Genomic DNA, 16121 nt, shown 5'->3' on the forward strand with positions numbered 1-16121 from the left:
ATTCACCCCGGCGCGAACTGCGGACTTAGACCTCTGCTGACCTCGCGCCCTTTGTGCTTTTCATGGACAAACTCCTGATCCGTGGCGGTCGCCGTCTTCAAGGCGAAGTGACCATTGCCGGCGCCAAAAATGCCGCGCTGCCCGAACTGTGCGCCGCGCTGCTCAGCGCCGAGCCCGTGACCCTGGCCAACGTGCCCTTGCTCAAGGACGTGGTCACCACGTTCAAGCTGTTGAGCAACATGGGCGTGGTGTGCGAGCGCCATGCCGACCAGGACGACCACGTCACGCTCGACGCTGGGCGGGTGAACAACCCCGAGGCACCCTACGAGCTCGTCAAGACCATGCGCGCCTCGATCCTGGTGCTGGGCCCGCTGCTGGCCCGCTTTGGCCGCGCGCGCGTGTCGTTGCCCGGCGGTTGCGCCATCGGTTCGCGCCCCGTCGATCAGCACATCAAGGGCCTGCAGGCCATGGGTGCGCAGATCACGGTGGAGCACGGCTACATCGAAGCGCGCACCGCCTTGGGCGCCGATGGCCAGCCTCAGCGCCTGAAAGGCGCGCGCATCACCACCGACATGGTCACCGTCACCGGCACCGAGAACCTGTTGATGGCCGCCAGCCTGGCCGAAGGCGAAACCATCTTAGAGAACGCCGCGCAAGAGCCCGAGATCACCGACCTGGTCGACATGTTGATCGCCATGGGCGCCAAGATCGAAGGCCGTGGCACCCACCGCCTGCGCATCCAGGGCGTGGACAAGCTGCACGGTTTGAGCAGCAGCGCCCCGCACCAGATCATTCCTGATCGCATCGAAACCGGCACCTTCCTGTGCGCCGTGGCCGCCACGGGTGGCGACGTCACCTTGCGCCGAGCCAACGCCGACCACCTCGAGGCGGTCATTGAAAAGCTGCGCGAAGCCGGTGTATCGATCGAAGCGGGGGAGGACTGGATCCGCGTGCAAGCCAGCGGCCGCGCCAAAGCCGTGGGTTTCCGCACCCGCGAGTACCCCGCTTTCCCGACCGACATGCAGGCGCAGTTCATGGCGCTCAACTGCGTGGCTGAGGGCACAGCCGTGATCCACGAAACCATCTTTGAGAACCGGTTCATGCACGTCAACGAGCTGGTGCGCCTGGGCGCCCGGATCGACATCGACGGGCACACCGCGGTGGTGACGGGCGTGCCGCAACTGTCGGGCGCCATTGTCATGGCCACCGATTTGCGCGCTTCTGCCGGCCTGGTCATCGCAGGTCTGGTGGCCGATGGCGAGACCCTGATCGACCGCATCTACCACCTCGACCGGGGCTACGACCGCATGGAAGCCAAGCTGCGCGCCATCGGTGCCGACATCGAACGAGTCAAGGCGCCCGCATGAGCACCTCAGGCATGATCACCCTGGCCTTGTCCAAAGGCCGCATCTTCGAAGAGACCTTGCCGCTGCTGGCCGCTGCCGGCATTGAGGTCACCGAAGATCCTGAAAAATCCCGCAAGCTGATCCTGTCCACCAACCGCCCCGACGTGCGCGTGGTGCTGGTGCGCGCCACCGACGTGCCCACCTATGTGCAGCACGGCGGCGCCGACATCGGCGTGGCGGGCAAGGACACCTTGATCGAACACGGCTGCGACGGCCTTTATCAGCCGCTGGATTTGAACATCGCCAAATGCCGCATGAGCGTGGCGGTGCGCGCTGACTTCGACTACGGCGCGGCGGTCAAGCAAGGCTCGCGCATCCGCGTCGCCACCAAGTACACCACCATCGCCAGCGAGCACTTCGCCAACAAGGGCGTGCACGTGGACCTGATCAAGCTGTATGGCTCGATGGAGCTGGCCCCGCTGATCGGCGTGGCCGATGCCATCGTCGACCTGGTCTCGACCGGCAACACGCTCAAGGCCAACCACTTGGTCGAGGTCGAAGAGATCATGCAGATCTCGTCGCGGCTGGTGGTCAACCAGGCGTCGCTCAAGCTCAAGCGCGAAGCCATCCGCCAAGTCATCCAAGCTTTTGAATCGGCCATTCCTGCCTGAGTCCGCGCACGACACCATGACCGTCAACATCCGCCACCTCGATACCGCCCAGCCTGACTTTGAAGCCGCCTTTCACCAGGTGCTGCATTGGTCGGCGGACACGGATGTCGAGATCGAGAACCGCGTTGGCGCCATCCTGGCCGATGTGCGTTTGCGTGGGGATGACGCCGTGCTGGAATACACCGCGCGTTTTGACCACCTTCAAGCCGACAGCATCACCGCGCTGGAGCTGGGCGCGGCCGAGCTGAAGGCCGCGTTTGACGGCCTGCCCGCCGCCCAAGCCGAAGCATTGCAAGCTGCGGCCCGCCGGGTACGCGATTACCACGAGCGTCAAAAACAAGCTTGCGGCCTGAGCTGGCAATACCGTGACGAAGATGGCACCTTGCTGGGCCAGAAGGTCACGCCCATCGACCGCGTGGGCATTTATGTGCCGGGCGGCAAGGCGGCGTACCCCTCGTCCGTGCTGATGAATGCCATCCCCGCCCACGTGGCCGGTGTGGCCGAAATCATCATGGTGGTGCCCACGCCGCGTGGTGAAAAGAACCCGCTGGTGCTGGCGGCGGCTCACGTCGCAGGTGTCACGCGTGCCTTCACCGTGGGCGGCGCGCAAGCCGTGGCCGCCTTGGCCTATGGCACCGCCACCATCCCCAAGGTCGACAAGATCACCGGCCCTGGCAATGCCTACGTGGCCAGCGCCAAGAAGCACGTGTTCGGCCAAGTCGGCATCGACATGATTGCGGGCCCCAGCGAGATCCTGGTGCTGGCCGATGGCAGCACGCCGCCCGACTGGGTCGCCATGGACCTGTTCAGCCAGGCCGAGCACGACGAGCTGGCACAAAGCATCCTGCTGTGTCCTGATGCCGCCTACATCGCCAAGGTGCAGGCCGAGATCGATCGCCTCTTGCCGACCATGCCGCGCGCCAACATCATCCGCGCCTCGCTGGAAGGGCGCGGCGCGCTGATCCACACGCGCAGCATGGACGAGGCCTGCGCCATCAGCAACCGCATCGCACCCGAGCACCTGGAAGTCTCCAGCAACGATCCGCACCGCTGGGAGCCGCTGCTCAAGCACGCGGGCGCCATCTTCCTGGGCGCCTACACCAGTGAATCGCTGGGCGACTACTGCGCGGGCCCCAACCATGTGCTCCCCACCTCGGGCACCGCGCGCTTCTCGTCGCCGCTGGGGGTCTATGACTTTCAAAAGCGCAGCAGCCTGATCGAGGTCAGCGAAGCCGGGGCTCAGACTTTGGGCCAGATCGCCTCCGTGCTGGCCCATGGAGAGGGCCTGCAAGCCCACGCCCAGGCCGCCGAATTCCGACTCAAGTCCCACGCCAAATCATGAGCCTTTCAGACGTGATCCGCCCCGACGTGCGGGCCATGCACGCCTACCACGTGCAAGACGCCGCGGGCTTCATCAAGCTCGATGCGATGGAGAACCCCTTCACCTTGCCGCCCGCGCTGCAGGCTGAACTCGGCCAACGCCTGGGCGCGGTGGCCTTGAACCGCTACCCCGGCACGCGCATCAACGACCTGCACGAAGCGCTGCGCCACCACGCCCAAGTGCCCCAAGGCTACGGCATCGTGCTGGGCAATGGCTCCGACGAGCTGATCTCGCTGTTGTCCCTGGCCTGTGCCCAAGCCGGCGCCACCGTGCTGGCACCGTTGCCCGGCTTCGTCATGTACGAGATGTCGGCCAAGCTGCAAGGCCTGAACTTCGTCGGCGTGCCATTGACCGCTGATTTCGAGCTCGACACAGTCGCCATGGTGGCCGCCGTGCGCCAGCACCGCCCGGCCATCACCTACATTGCCTACCCCAACAACCCCACAGCCAATCTGTGGGACGCGGACGCGATCCAGGCCATCGTCGATGCCGTGGCACAAGAAGGCTGTGGTTTCGTCGTCATGGACGAGGCCTACCAGCCCTTCGCCAGCCACAGCTACCTTGGCAGGCTGCAAAAGCACCCCCACGTTCTGCTGATGCGCACCCTCAGTAAATTCGGCTTGGCAGGCGTCCGCCTGGGCTACCTGATTGGCCCGGAAGCCATCGTGGCCGAGGTCGACAAGGCCCGCCCACCCTACAACGTCAGCGTGCTCAACGCCGAGGCCGCGCTTTTCGCCTTAGAACACGAGGCCGAATTCACACGCCAGGCCCAGGTCATCAAGGCTGAGCGCGAGCGCCTGCAAGCCGCATTGGCCACCATGCCGGGCGTGAAGTCCTACCCAAGCCAGGCCAACATGATCCTGGTGCGCGTTCCCGACGCGGCCGCCGTCTTCACGGGGCTGAAGGAACGTGGCATCCTGATCAAAAATGTGGCGGGCATGCATGGTTTGCTGGCAAACTGTGTCCGCTTAACCGTGGGCCTTCCCCTTGAGAATGACGCCATGATTGCCGCATTGCAGTCCACTTTGAACTCGATCCCAACATGAATGCTTTTGAGACGGCGCCGCAATCCGCCGACACCTCGCTTGATGCCCGCGTGGCCGAAGTCACCCGCCACACGGCCGAGACGCAGATCACCGCTCGCATCAACCTGGATGGCACAGGTGCCGCCAAGCTGCACACCGGCATCGGCTTTTTCGACCACATGCTCGACCAGATCGCCCGCCACGGCCTGATCGATCTGGACATCCACGCAGTGGGTGACCTGCACATCGACGGCCACCACACGGTCGAAGACGTCGGAATCACCATCGGCCAAGCCTTCGCCAAGGCCGTGGGCGACAAGAAGGGCATCCGCCGCTACGGCCACGCCTACGTCCCGCTGGACGAAGCCCTGTCGCGCGTCGTGATCGATTTCTCCGGCCGCCCCGGCCTGGAGATGCACATCCCCTTCACGGCGGGCAGCATCGGTGGCTTCGACACCCAGTTGACCTACGAGTTCTTCCAGGGCTTCGTCAACCACGCTGGCGTCACGCTGCACATCGACAACCTCAAGGGCGTCAATGCCCACCACCAGTGCGAGACGGTCTTCAAGGCCTTCGCGCGGGCCTTGCGCATGGCGCTGGAGCGCGATCCCCGCATGGCCGGGGTCATCCCGTCCACCAAAGGCTCGCTCTGATCTGATGCCATGAGTTCAACCTCGACTGTGGCCGTCATTGATTACGGCATGGGCAACCTGCGATCGGTGTCGCAGGCGGTGCAACACGCTGCCCAGGGCCTGAACCTGAACGTGGTCGTCACCAATGACCCCGAAGTGGTGCATGCCGCCGACCGCGTGGTCCTGCCAGGGCAGGGCGCCATGCGCGACTGCATGCAAGAGCTGCGCGACGCCCATGGTGGCGATCTGCTGGGCGCCGTGCGTCATGCAGCCAACAACAAGCCCTTGATGGGGGTGTGCGTGGGCATGCAAATGCTGTTGGACCACAGCGAAGAACAAGACACCCCCGGCCTGGGCTTCATCCCCGGGCAGGTGATTCGTTTTCGGCTGGAAAACCAGCGCCAACCCGATGGCAGCCGCTACAAGGTGCCCCAGATGGGCTGGAACCGCGTTTTCCAAAGCATGCACCCCGATGTCCGGGGTGGCCAACCCCACCCGGTCTGGGAAGGCATCCCCGACGGCAGCTATTACTATTTCGTCCACAGCTACTACGCCCAGGTCGAAAATCCGCAACATACTGCGGGTGAAACCGATTACGGCGCGCGCTTTACCTGCGCCGTGGCCCGGGATAATATTTTTGCGACCCAGTTCCACCCAGAAAAAAGCGCGCAGCACGGCCTGGCCCTGTACCGCAATTTTCTGCGCTGGAATCCCTGAAATCTCTTTCACCACCACCTGTCACAGCCATGTTGCTGATCCCTGCGATTGACCTGAAAGACGGCCAATGTGTGCGCCTCAAACAAGGCGACATGAACGACTCCACCACCTTCGGGGAAGACCCGGCCGCGATGGCCCGGCGCTGGCTTGACGCCGGTGCTCGCCGTCTGCACCTGGTGGACCTGAACGGGGCCTTTGCGGGCAAGCCCATCAACGAGGCGGCCATCAAGGCCATCCTCAAGGAAGTCGGCGACGAAATCCCGGTGCAATTGGGCGGCGGCATCCGCGACCTCGACACCATCGAGCGCTACCTCGATGACGGCATCAGCTACGTCATCATCGGCACGGCCGCGGTCAAGAACCCCGGCTTCCTGCGGGATGCCTGCACCGCTTTTGGCGGCCACATCATCGTCGGCCTGGACGCCAAGGACGGCAAGGTCGCCACCGATGGCTGGAGCAAGCTGTCCGGCCATGAGGTCATCGACCTGGCCCAGAAGTTCCAGGACTATGGCGTCGAAGGCGTCATCTACACCGACATCGGCCGCGACGGCATGCTCTCGGGCATCAACATCGAGGCCACCGTCAAACTGGCCCAGGCGCTGACCATCCCCGTGATCGCCTCAGGCGGCCTGTCCAACCTGGCCGACATCGACCGCCTGTGCGCCGTCGAAAGCGAAGGCGTGCAGGGCGTGATCTGCGGCCGTGCCATCTACAGCGGCGACCTTGACTTTGCAGCAGGCCAAAGCCGCGCTGACGAGCTCAACGGCGCTCGCTGAGGCAAGGCAATACGTGCTGGCCAAACGCATCATTCCCTGTCTGGACGTGACCGGTGGTCGCGTCGTCAAGGGCGTCAACTTCGTCGAACTGCGCGACGCCGGTGACCCGGTGGAAATCGCCGCGCGCTACAACGAACAGGGCGCCGACGAACTCACCTTCCTCGACATCACCGCGACCAGCGATGGCCGCGACCTGATCCTGCACATCATCGAAGCCGTGGCTTCGCAGGTCTTTATCCCTCTGACGGTGGGTGGTGGCGTGCGCACGGTCGAAGACGTTCGTCGCCTGCTCAACGCGGGCGCTGACAAGGTCAGCTTCAATTCGGCCGCGCTGGCCAACCCGCCCATCATCCGCGCGGCGTCTGACCGTTACGGTTCACAGTGCATCGTGGTGGCCATCGATGCCAAAAAGCGCGCAGGCGACGACCTGGCTGCGCGCGGTCCTGGCTGGGACGTCTACAGCCACGGCGGGCGCAAAAACCTGGGCCTGGACGCCGTGGCTTGGGCCACACAGATGGCCGAGTTCGGCGCCGGTGAGATCCTGCTGACCAGCATGGACCGCGACGGCACCAAGTCGGGCTTCGACCTGGAATTGACCCGAGCGGTCAGCGACGCGGTCAGCGTGCCGGTGATCGCCTCGGGCGGCGTGGGCAACCTCGACCACCTCGCCGATGGCGTGCAACAGGGCGGCGCCGATGCCGTGCTGGCCGCCAGCATCTTTCACTATGGTGAATACACCGTAGGCCAGGCCAAGGCGCTCATGCACCAGCGCGGCATCCCCGTTCGTCTTTGACCGGCCAACGATTATGAACCTCTGCCCTGACGGTGGCCAGGGTGAGGCAACATTCCACGGATGGCCATGAAATCAGCACGCGGGTGCCCAGGGGGAAAGGCGTAGGCTTGAACCATCGTCACTGCGAGGAACGAACATGGCCTTAGCCCCCAGATTCAAGCCCCTTGAGTTGTCTTCCTTGAACACGGCGCCCGGCTTGCCGCAAACGCACCGGCAAGCCCACCCTGAAGACCCTGCGCTGGCCCTGCTCACCGACCTGACCCACAGCGCCTGCGTGGTGGCCAGCCACCGCGACAGCCTGGAAAGCACCCTTCACGTGATGATGAGGGCGGGCGTGCGCATGGTGTTCGTGTCGGGTGCCGACGGTCACCTGGTGGGAGTCGTCACGGCTGAACTGCTGCAAGGTGAGCGGCCGGTGCTTCGCGCGTCCAACCACCAGGTGGCGCACAAAGAGTTGACCGTGGCCGATTTGATGATCCCCATCAACCACTGGGAAGTGCTGGACCTCTCCCAGGTGCGAACGGCCCGCCTGGGTGACATCGTGGCCACCATGCACGAACATGGTTTGCGCTACCTGCTGGTCACTCAGCTCAAGGATGGGCAGACCACCTTGCGCGGTTTGTTCTCCGCCACCCGTCTGGAACAGGCCCTGGGCACGTCCATTGGCAGCGACCTGCATTCGCGCAGCTTTGCAGAACTGGAAGCCGCGCTGGTGCGTTGACGCTGACGGCACAGGCCCGTCAGGCCGGGTTGTCGATGTCGATGAACTGGTGGGTCAAGCCGAACTCGCGTGCCACAGCCTCGCCCAGCGCCTGGACGCCGTAGCGTTCGCTGGCATGGTGCCCGCAGGCCATGAAGGCCACGCCGGTTTCACGGGCGTAGTGGGCCTGTGGTTCCGAGATTTCGCCCGTCAGGAACACGTCGGCGCCAGCCGCGATGGCTTCTTCGAAGAAACCTTGCGCACCACCGCTGCACCAGGCCACGCGCTTCAGAGGTCGGCCATCGCCGTTCAGCACGGTCGGGGTTCTGGCCAGCGCTGATGCCACCTGGCCGGTCAAACCGCTCAGCGTCAAGCCGTTGGGTGCCGGGCCCATGAAGCCCAGGTCCTGATCGCCAAATCGCCCGTCCGCGACCAGCCCCAGGCGCTCGCCCCATTGGGCGTTGTTGCCCAAAGTGGGGTGGGCGTCCAACGGCAGGTGGTAGGCCAGCAAACTGATGTTGTGTCCCAGCAACAAGGACAGCCGCTGCTTCATCCACCCCGTCACGCGCCCGTCGTGCCCCCGCCAGAACAAGCCGTGGTGGACCAGGATGGCATCGGCCTGTGCCTCAATGGCCGCCTCAATCAGGGCCTTGCTGGCCGTGACCCCGGTGACGACCTTGCCCACTTGGCCCCGACCCTCAACTTGCAAACCATTCGGCCCATAATCCTTGAAGCGGGCCGCCTCCAGCACGGTGTTGAGGTGGCGGTGCAAAGTATCTCGGTCAATCACGGCGGGCCCTTTTGGAGTCTGTGGGTTCAATGCGCAAACTTTGGATGATTTTCTCGCAAGCCGTCACGGTGCTCGTGGCGGCGTTGTTCGTGGTGACCACGCTCAAGCCGCAGTGGATACAGTCTATGCCTTGGCAGGCCCACCAGCCTGCCACGGTCATCACGGCGCCAGTGGCCACCACGCCCACGGGTGGTTTGTCGGGCACGCCCATGCTCAGTTTCAGCGATGCCGCCAAACGCGCGGCGCCCGCGGTGGTCAGTGTGATGACGTCCAGCAAGGCGGCCGCCTCGCGCCCAGGCTCGCGGCAAAACGACCCTTGGTTCAGGTACTTCTTTGGCGAGCAGGGCAGTCAGCCGCAATCGGGCATTGGCTCAGGCGTGATCGTCTCGTCCAACGGCTATGTCCTGACCAACAACCACGTGGTCGAGCGCATGGACGACATCGAAGTCATGCTGACCGATGGACGCAAGGCGCGCGCCAAGGTCATTGGCAGCGACCCCGAGACCGATTTGGCCGTGCTCAAGATCGAACTGGATCGCCTGCCCGCCATCACCTTTGGCAACTCAGATACCCTGCAGGTGGGCGACGCCGTGCTGGCCATTGGCAACCCCTTTGGCGTGGGCCAGACCGTCACGGCGGGCATCGTCAGCGCCCTGGGCCGCAACCAGCTGGGCATCAACACCTTCGAAAATTTCATCCAAACTGACGCCGCCATCAACCCCGGAAATTCAGGCGGTGCGTTGGTAGACGCCAGCGGCAGTCTGATGGGCATCAACAGCGCCATCTATTCGCGCTCAGGGGGCAGTCTGGGGATTGGCTTTGCCATCCCCGTGTCCACGGCTCAGCATGTGCTGGAAAGCCTGATCCGCGATGGTCAGGTCACGCGTGGCTGGATCGGCGTTGAACCGCGTGATCTGACAGCGGAGATTGCCGAGACCTTCAACCTGCCGCTCAAGGATGGTGTGCTGATCACCGGGGTGCTGCAAAACGGGCCGGCTGCCCAAGGCGGGGTGCACCCGGGTGACGTGGTCGTTCAGATCGCACAGACCCCGGTGGCCAATACCTCGCAGTTGCTCAACGCGGTGGCCAGCCTGAAGCCGGGTGAGCCCGCCAAGATCACCGTTCAGCGGGCTGGCAAGATGCTGGCGCTTGACGTGGTGGCCGCGCAGCGACCCAAGGCGTCACGCAACGAGATCGCCCGCCAGGAAGCGCCTCAGGAAGAGTGATCGGTGGAGGCCGCGTCAGCGCCAGCCTCTTCCTTGGGCTTGCCCGACAGTTGGGCCGCCCAGATGCCGATTTCATAGAGGATGCACATCGGGATGGCCAGGGCCAACTGGGACACCACGTCGGGTGGCGTGACCACGGCCGCGATCACAAAGGCGATCACGATGAAGTAACGGCGAAAGTCCTTGAGCTTTTGCACGGTCACGATGCCCATGTGAGCCAGGATGACCAGCACCACCGGCACCTCGAAAGCCGCTCCAAAAGCCAGGAACATGTTGAGCACAAAGCTCAGGTAGGACTCGATGTCAGGTGCGGCCGTGATGCTCTTGGGCGCAAAACTCTGGATGAAGGCAAAGACCTGCCCGAACACAAAGAAATAGCAAAACGCCACGCCCATGAAGAACAGCAGGGTGCTGGAGACGATCAGCGGCATCACCAGCTTTTTCTCATGGGTGTACAGCCCTGGCGCCACGAAGGACCAGACCTGGTACAGCACCACCGGCAAGGCCAGCAAAAAGGCCGCCATCATGGTGATCTTGATGGGCACCATGAAAGGCGAGATCACGTTGGTGGCGATCAAGGTGGCGCCTTTGGGCAGGTGGGCCACCAGCGGGGCGGCCAACAGGTCGTACAGATTAGCCGGTCCGGGGTAGATGGCCAGGATGGCAAAGGCCAGGCCGATGGCCAGCGCGGCGCGGATCAGTCGGTCGCGCAGTTCAATCAGGTGGGCAACGAAGGGCTGCTCGGCGCCCTCCAGTCCAGGCTTGGGATCGTTGTCGCTCACAAAGGGGTCACATCAAGGTTGGTGGCGGGCACGGGCGGCCGGTGGGCGGAACCGCGCCACCCGGGCCGCGCCCGATTGCACATGGCGGCGCACGCCATTTTGCTGTTTGTACCAAATCGGCATGGCCGCGCGCTTGAGCCGCCAGTTCTTGCGAACGGGCTGGGGCACGAAGCTGTTGTACGACGTCTGATGCAGGTCGTTGTAGTAGCTGTCCGATTGGCCGCTGCCCAGGGCGGAGTTGATCTCGCCCTCAGTGTGGCTGATGCCATCCGAGACCGATTGCCCCACATGGCGAGCCGCGTCTTCAAACCCGCTTTTCACCTTCTTGAGTTCTTCAAGTTCGATGGAGCGGTTGACTTCGGATTGCACTTGCGACACATAGCGCTGTGCCTTGCCGACGAGCAAGCCCACCGTTCGGGCCACGCGCGGCAGTTTTTCGGGCCCGATCACGATCAGGGCCACAGCGCCGATCAGCGCGAGTTTGTCAATGCCAAAGTCGATCATGGCTCAATGGTCCTCACCGGACGCAGGCCTCACGACTTGGTCTTGGCTTCGACATCGACGGTGTTGGCGTCGGTCTTGGCGTGGTTGGTGACCTGCTGCGAAGCGGGTGATCCAGGGGCGGCGGACGCGTCGGTGGTGCCGCCATCCTTCATGCCGTCCTTGAAGCCCTTCACGGCGGAACCCAGGTCGCCGCCAATGTTCTTGAGCTTCTTGGTGCCAAAAACCATCATCACGATCACCAGCACGATCAACCAGTGCCAAATGCTGAATGAACCCATGTCGCTCTCCTAAACCGGTCTTTCGACCAAAAACAAAAAAACAATCCAGGCCATCTTGCCTGTGATTGATGACTACATGTTGTCGCCTTCGGCGTTTGGGCGGGGGGGCGCCGTGCGCAGGGCAAATTCTTCCAGCCCGGACAAGCCTTCGCGGCGGGCCAATTCGGACACCACATCAGCAGGGCTGAGCCCGAAGTGCGCCATCGCCACCATGGCATGAAACCACAGATCGGCGAATTCGCCCACCAAGGCCTTGCTGTGTTCGGGGCTGGGGTGAGCGGCGGCGTCCTTGGCCGCCATGACCGTTTCGGTGGCCTCTTCGCCCACTTTTTTCAGGATGGCGTCCGTCCCTTTGTGGAACAGGCGCGCCACATAGCTCTTGTCCGGATCGCCGCCTTTGCGGGATTCAATGACGGCGGCCAGGCGCAGCAGGACGTCGGTGGTGGTGGCCAAAGGTTCACTCATGGGGCATTGGGGAAGAGGGCAGTCACTTGTAAATGTGCTCAGGGTCTTTGAGGACGGGATCCACGCTCACCCATTGGCCTTGTTCGTACTTCTGGAAAAAGCAGCTGTGGCGGCCCGTGTGGCAGGCGATGCCGGGCGTGTGCCCCAGTTGCTCAACGCGCAGCAGCACCACATCGTTGTCACAGTCGAGGCGGATGGCCTGTACTTTTTGGGTGTGCCCTGATTCTTCGCCCTTGTGCCACAAACGCTGGCGCGAGCGGCTCCAGTACACCGCTTCGCCGATTTCGGCGGTTCGTGCCAAGGCCTCACGGTTCATCCATGCAAACATCAGCACATCACCTGTGCTGGCTTCTTGCGCGATCACGGGCACCAGGCCCTGGTCATCCCAGCGAATGTCATCCAACCAATTCATGGATGCTAGTGTAGCAATCGCAATGCCAGCTCGTTGCTGGGACAATGTCGCCATGCAGACTTCTCACCTCTTTCCAGGGCCTGCGCTCGCCCTGACCATGGGCGACGCCTGTGGCATCGGCCCCGAGATCATCGCGCGCCTTTGGCTGGATTCGGCCATGCCGCAGGCCTTGGTGCTGGGTTCTCCAGAGGTCATGCGCCGGGCGGCGGCTTGGGTGGCCCACGCCCGGGGGGGGCATGCACCGGCCGTGGTGGAAGTTCAGGATGCAAAAAATTGGGCCGATGTGCCGGTCGGCGCGATGCCCGTCTGGGCGCCACCGGGTTTGCCGCAAGACCTGATGGACGCCTCTGTGGGGGCGGTGGATGTGCGTGCTGGGCGTGCCGCCGCCGCCTGCATCCGTGCGGCCGTGCAACTGGCTCAGGGCGGCGTGGTCGCCGGCATCGTCACCGCGCCGCTGCACAAAGAGGCGCTGGCGCTCGCTGGCGAGCCTTATCCGGGCCACACCGAGCTTTTGCAGGCTGAAGGTGCACCAGCAGGCCAACCGCCCGCGCCCGTGCGCATGATGCTGGCCAACGACCAGCTCAAGACCGTGCTGGTTACCATCCACATGGCCCTGCGCCAGGCGATCGACGCGGTCACTTTTGGGGCGGTACTGGAAACCATCCGCATTGCCCACGACAGCGCCAAACTGTGGGGCGTTGAGCGTCCTCGCATTGCCGTGGCCGGCTTGAATCCACATGCGGGGGAGGGCGGCTTGTTTGGCCACGAAGAGATCCACACCATTGGCCCGGCCATCCAGGCGGCACGGGCCCTGGGCATCAACGCGATTGGGCCCCTCGCGCCCGACACCGTCTTCATGCGTGCCCGCCACGCGGTGGACCATCCCGGCGAGTTCGACATGGTGATCGCGATGTACCACGATCAGGGCCTGATCCCGGTGAAGTACCTCGGCTTGGACCATGGCGTGAATGTCACGCTCGGCCTGCCCTTCGTGAGAACCAGCCCGGACCATGGCACCGCGTTTGATCTGGCGGGAACAGGCCGCGCCGATCCTTCCAGCCTGCTGCAGGCCTGGCGCATGGCGCGCCAACTGGTGAACGGGCGGGGTGCCGCTTAAGCAGCTGATCTGTTACCGGCCAGGGCGGCCAGCTGGCGCCGGGCGCGCATCGTGGCGCGCTCAATCAACTCTGATTGCTCGAACGCCTTGAAGCGGCCCGAGTCGCACATCTTGGCCAGAGTGCGCGAGGTGAGCGAGATGGTCTGTTTGTACTGGTGGCCTTGCGTGAAGATGAAGAAGCTGCGGCCATCGCTGATCCAGGTCAGGCGCACCCGCTTCCACTCGCCCTGCATCAGCATCTGGTAGGCCGTGCCTTTGTTGATGTGGTGGACCAGCTGCGCACCGGCCGAGGGCACCGGCGGTGCGTCCAGGTTGATGTCGATGTCCAGCAGGCTGGGATCGCTGGGGCCCGCGGCGTCCAGGTCGATGTCCAGAGGCTCGTTGGCCAATGCGGCCTCGGGCATGAAGCCCGCCTGTTTGATTTCGGCGGCGCTCAGGGCCGTCACCACGGTCAGCGTGGGGATCTCTGCAATGTTGTCCAGCGACGCGGGCAAGGGATCGTTGGCAGCCTCTTCCCGGCTGGGGATGGTGATCTTTTCGACCTTGGTCAGCTGCGCCTCAAGCATGCGCACCGTCAGGTCGTGTTGCGGCTGGGCCTTGAGCGATTCCGCGTGCGAGGGCAGCAGTTTGGAGAAGAAATCCTGCTTAGCCTCTTCTGACCATTGGATCATCGCCAGGCCTTCGTTGAGGTCCTTCATCAGTTGCGGCAGTTTCATCAGAAACTCTTTGCGCAACTGCGGGCTGCCCTTGGGCTGCACGCTCAAGGCCAGGTCGTGCCCGGCTTTCTTGACCCGTTGCGCCATCACTGACTGGGCGCCGTCCCGGGCGCTGGCCATCACCTGCACTTGGCTCCAAATCTGGGTCAGGAAGTCGCGGACGAACTCTGGCATCTCGACCGACGCCAGTTCCTTCTTGAGCACCTGCATGTAGCGCTGCTGCACGCGCAGGTCGGCTTCCTTGCCGCTGAGCAGGGCGGCCACGGCGGCGTTCTCAGCACCTTCCTGGCGGCTTTGTTCGTCGATGAAGGCTTCCAGCTCCGTCAGCTTGGCCTCGTACAGCTCCATCCGGTCGAAGTCGCCTTCAACCACATCGTCCACCAGGGCAGTGATCCGGGCCAGATAGGCCTGCCCCACGCCTTGTTCATGGTCGTCAAACGTGGCCGAGAGACTGGCGATGCGGTTCACGAAACGCCGCACCGGGTGTTTCCGCGAGCTGAAAAATCCCATGTCCTGCAAGGCCACGCGCAGCACGGGCAATTGCAGGCGGGCAATCTGGCGGGCCATTTGCGGCGATACCTTAGGGTCCGACAAAACCTGGTCGAACAAGGCCGCCACGATGTCGATGACCATCTGGTCCAGCGCCGCGCCGCCGCTGGCGCGAACCAGTTCATCGCGGTGAGCGCGGATCATGTTCACGGCCATCATCGGGCCGGCAAATCCGCCTTGGACGACGCCATCGATCGGCACGCCAGGGAAGGTGCCTGCAAAGTCGGCGGCCGAGGCGACCGAGCCCGCGTCCACGCCGCCCCAGCCTTGCAGGTAGGGCACGCTGTTGAGTCGGCGGATCAGGGAGTTGAATTCGCCGGCGGCGTTTTGTCCTGCCGGGTGCGCCCCCCCCATGCCGCCCATGCCAGAGTGCGCGCCTGACATGGGGGTGTTGAAGGCCGAAGCGGGCATCGACACGCCAAACATCTCACTCAAGGCTTTGGCCGCGCGCTGGTGTGCCTGCAATGGCGTGGTGCCGCTGTGGCCGAGCGCCGTGTCGTTAAACGCGCCTGGTTGGGTAGGCAAGGTCCCTGCCAAGCTTCCAGGGCTTGTGGTTCGGCCGCCCTGGGTGGACGAGCGGAACTTGCTGGCACTGACCGGGTTCACCGGGCGCACGCCTTGCGAGCGCAGTTCTGTCACCGTCATCTCATAACTGTTCTTGAGCCCGCCCGCCAGGTGTCGGCCAATCTGCTGGGCCAGCAGGGTGCTCACTTCCGGGTCAACACTGACCTCGGTCAAGGCTTCCAGCAAGGCGCCACTGACCGTCTGTGGGCGCAGCGGGTTATGTTCGGCCAGAGCGTCATCAAGGAGTGGGCTGAGGTGGTCGTGAACGGCCTTGAACTCGGTCTCGCACTCCTGGCTCAGGCTTTGCGCGAGCCGTTCGGCCACGACATTGCGCTCAACTTCGGCATTGTCGACCAGGCTGAGGGCGTCCCAGTCGGTTTCCGCATAGGCCGTGCCGGTCACAGTTTTGCGTCGGGAATCCTTGTTGACGCGTTTGCGCAATTCGACCATGAAGGCCATGTTGAGCGCCGAGGTCTTGCGTTGCAGGTCGAACTCGGCCGTCATCAGCAACTGACGGTGCGCATTGCTGGTGGAGGTGGTCGCCAGCAGCCCCATCTGGCTGCTGGCTTTGTCCACGGCCTCCGCCATCGCCACCTGGATGCGGCTGAGCGATGCCTGCAAAACGGGTTCAAGACGGGGGTCGGTCACGGGGCGGGTCCAGTCAGTTCAATCAATGG

The 16121-nt window shown here is 64.0% G+C and carries 18 protein-coding genes; 11 read left to right on the forward strand and 7 right to left on the reverse strand.

Annotation, left to right across the window (positions count from 1 at the left end; all coding sequences use genetic code 11):
* The first annotated feature begins 62 nt into the window (after positions 1-62).
* From murA to PSV38_RS15150, 9 genes are all read left to right on the forward strand, one after another.
* A complete protein-coding gene (gene murA / locus PSV38_RS15110) occupies positions 63-1367 on the forward strand; it encodes a UDP-N-acetylglucosamine 1-carboxyvinyltransferase (RefSeq protein ID WP_300548813.1) in 1305 nt (434 codons plus the stop codon).
* 11 nt (positions 1368-1378) lie between these two features.
* Entirely contained in the window at positions 1379-2017 is a 639-nt protein-coding gene (hisG, locus tag PSV38_RS15115; RefSeq protein WP_300549065.1) for an ATP phosphoribosyltransferase, read from the forward strand.
* A gap of 16 nt (positions 2018-2033) precedes the next feature.
* The gene (hisD, locus tag PSV38_RS15120) at positions 2034-3359 is read left to right on the forward strand and encodes a histidinol dehydrogenase (protein ID WP_300548815.1); all 1326 of its coding nucleotides are present in this window, start codon (positions 2034-2036) and stop codon (positions 3357-3359) included.
* Positions 3356-4444: a histidinol-phosphate transaminase gene (hisC, locus tag PSV38_RS15125; protein ID WP_300548817.1), complete on the forward strand. Its 1089-nt coding sequence runs from the start codon at positions 3356-3358 to the stop codon at positions 4442-4444. Before hisD ends, hisC begins: the two co-directional genes overlap by 4 nt.
* Entirely contained in the window at positions 4441-5076 is a 636-nt protein-coding gene (gene hisB / locus PSV38_RS15130) for an imidazoleglycerol-phosphate dehydratase HisB (protein WP_300548819.1), read from the forward strand. The genes hisC and hisB overlap by 4 nt, the downstream gene beginning before the upstream one ends.
* Before the next feature lie 9 nt (positions 5077-5085).
* A complete protein-coding gene (gene hisH, locus PSV38_RS15135; RefSeq protein ID WP_300548821.1) occupies positions 5086-5772 on the forward strand; it encodes an imidazole glycerol phosphate synthase subunit HisH in 687 nt (228 codons plus the stop codon).
* A 29-nt stretch (positions 5773-5801) separates the two neighbouring features.
* The gene (gene hisA, locus PSV38_RS15140; protein WP_300548822.1) at positions 5802-6548 is read left to right on the forward strand and encodes a 1-(5-phosphoribosyl)-5-[(5-phosphoribosylamino)methylideneamino]imidazole-4-carboxamide isomerase; all 747 of its coding nucleotides are present in this window, start codon (positions 5802-5804) and stop codon (positions 6546-6548) included.
* A gap of 13 nt (positions 6549-6561) precedes the next feature.
* Positions 6562-7341 carry an imidazole glycerol phosphate synthase subunit HisF gene (gene hisF / locus PSV38_RS15145; protein ID WP_300549067.1) on the forward strand — a complete coding sequence of 260 codons (780 nt, stop codon included), beginning with the start codon at positions 6562-6564 and terminating at the stop codon, positions 7339-7341.
* Positions 7342-7477: 136 nt separating this feature from the next.
* Positions 7478-8062 carry a CBS domain-containing protein gene (locus PSV38_RS15150; protein WP_300548823.1) on the forward strand — a complete coding sequence of 195 codons (585 nt, stop codon included), beginning with the start codon at positions 7478-7480 and terminating at the stop codon, positions 8060-8062.
* 19 nt (positions 8063-8081) lie between these two features.
* Here PSV38_RS15150 and PSV38_RS15155 read toward each other — a convergent pair whose 3' ends face one another.
* Positions 8082-8831 carry a Nif3-like dinuclear metal center hexameric protein gene (locus PSV38_RS15155; RefSeq protein ID WP_300548825.1) on the reverse strand — a complete coding sequence of 250 codons (750 nt, stop codon included), beginning with the start codon at positions 8829-8831 and terminating at the stop codon, positions 8082-8084.
* A gap of 29 nt (positions 8832-8860) precedes the next feature.
* On the opposite strand from PSV38_RS15155, the gene PSV38_RS15160 reads away from it, so the two are divergent.
* Positions 8861-10057, forward strand: coding sequence for a trypsin-like peptidase domain-containing protein (locus tag PSV38_RS15160; protein WP_300548827.1), 1197 nt, complete (start codon positions 8861-8863; stop codon positions 10055-10057).
* On the opposite strand, the gene tatC is transcribed toward PSV38_RS15160, so the two are convergent.
* The 5 genes from tatC to hisI all read right to left on the reverse strand — a co-directional run bounded on the left by tatC (position 10045) and on the right by hisI (position 12498).
* Positions 10045-10839 carry a twin-arginine translocase subunit TatC gene (tatC, locus tag PSV38_RS15165; RefSeq protein WP_300548829.1) on the reverse strand — a complete coding sequence of 265 codons (795 nt, stop codon included), beginning with the start codon at positions 10837-10839 and terminating at the stop codon, positions 10045-10047. The two genes, PSV38_RS15160 and tatC, sit on opposite strands and share 13 nt — an antisense overlap.
* Positions 10840-10851: 12 nt before the next feature.
* Positions 10852-11343, reverse strand: coding sequence for a twin-arginine translocase TatA/TatE family subunit (locus tag PSV38_RS15170; RefSeq protein ID WP_300548832.1), 492 nt, complete (start codon positions 11341-11343; stop codon positions 10852-10854).
* Between the two features lie 29 nt (positions 11344-11372).
* The gene (gene tatA, locus PSV38_RS15175) at positions 11373-11621 is read right to left on the reverse strand and encodes a Sec-independent protein translocase subunit TatA (protein ID WP_300548834.1); all 249 of its coding nucleotides are present in this window, start codon (positions 11619-11621) and stop codon (positions 11373-11375) included.
* Between the two features lie 72 nt (positions 11622-11693).
* The gene (locus PSV38_RS15180) at positions 11694-12086 is read right to left on the reverse strand and encodes a phosphoribosyl-ATP diphosphatase (RefSeq protein WP_300548837.1); all 393 of its coding nucleotides are present in this window, start codon (positions 12084-12086) and stop codon (positions 11694-11696) included.
* A gap of 22 nt (positions 12087-12108) precedes the next feature.
* Complete coding sequence (gene hisI, locus PSV38_RS15185) at positions 12109-12498, reverse strand: phosphoribosyl-AMP cyclohydrolase (protein ID WP_300548839.1); 390 nt, start codon at positions 12496-12498, stop codon at positions 12109-12111.
* A gap of 52 nt (positions 12499-12550) precedes the next feature.
* Between hisI and pdxA the strand changes: the two genes are divergently transcribed.
* Positions 12551-13615, forward strand: coding sequence for a 4-hydroxythreonine-4-phosphate dehydrogenase PdxA (pdxA, locus tag PSV38_RS15190; RefSeq protein ID WP_300548841.1), 1065 nt, complete (start codon positions 12551-12553; stop codon positions 13613-13615).
* Here the strand turns inward: pdxA and PSV38_RS15195 are convergent.
* Entirely contained in the window at positions 13612-16092 is a 2481-nt protein-coding gene (locus tag PSV38_RS15195) for a DUF1631 family protein (protein WP_300548843.1), read from the reverse strand. The genes pdxA and PSV38_RS15195 overlap by 4 nt on opposite strands.
* Positions 16093-16121: the final 29 nt, after the last annotated feature.

It is taken from the genome of Aquabacterium sp., assembly GCF_029946005.1.
In the GTDB taxonomy this organism is placed as follows: Bacteria; Pseudomonadota; Gammaproteobacteria; order Burkholderiales; family Burkholderiaceae_C; genus Aquabacterium.

Coding starts and splice junctions, on each gene's coding strand:
- tatA (WP_300548834.1), bottom strand. CDS start 11,621: ATGGGTTCATTCAGCATTTGGCACTGGTTGATCGTGCTGGTGATCGTG.
- PSV38_RS15170 (WP_300548832.1), bottom strand. CDS start 11,343: ATGATCGACTTTGGCATTGACAAACTCGCGCTGATCGGCGCTGTGGCC.
- pdxA (WP_300548841.1), top strand. CDS start 12,551: ATGCAGACTTCTCACCTCTTTCCAGGGCCTGCGCTCGCCCTGACCATG.
- hisG (WP_300549065.1), top strand. CDS start 1,379: ATGATCACCCTGGCCTTGTCCAAAGGCCGCATCTTCGAAGAGACCTTG.
- PSV38_RS15180 (WP_300548837.1), bottom strand. CDS start 12,086: ATGAGTGAACCTTTGGCCACCACCACCGACGTCCTGCTGCGCCTGGCC.
- hisD (WP_300548815.1), top strand. CDS start 2,034: ATGACCGTCAACATCCGCCACCTCGATACCGCCCAGCCTGACTTTGAA.
- PSV38_RS15150 (WP_300548823.1), top strand. CDS start 7,478: ATGGCCTTAGCCCCCAGATTCAAGCCCCTTGAGTTGTCTTCCTTGAAC.
- PSV38_RS15160 (WP_300548827.1), top strand. CDS start 8,861: ATGCGCAAACTTTGGATGATTTTCTCGCAAGCCGTCACGGTGCTCGTG.
- hisA (WP_300548822.1), top strand. CDS start 5,802: ATGTTGCTGATCCCTGCGATTGACCTGAAAGACGGCCAATGTGTGCGC.
- hisC (WP_300548817.1), top strand. CDS start 3,356: ATGAGCCTTTCAGACGTGATCCGCCCCGACGTGCGGGCCATGCACGCC.
- hisH (WP_300548821.1), top strand. CDS start 5,086: ATGAGTTCAACCTCGACTGTGGCCGTCATTGATTACGGCATGGGCAAC.
- murA (WP_300548813.1), top strand. CDS start 63: ATGGACAAACTCCTGATCCGTGGCGGTCGCCGTCTTCAAGGCGAAGTG.
- hisB (WP_300548819.1), top strand. CDS start 4,441: ATGAATGCTTTTGAGACGGCGCCGCAATCCGCCGACACCTCGCTTGAT.
- hisI (WP_300548839.1), bottom strand. CDS start 12,498: ATGAATTGGTTGGATGACATTCGCTGGGATGACCAGGGCCTGGTGCCC.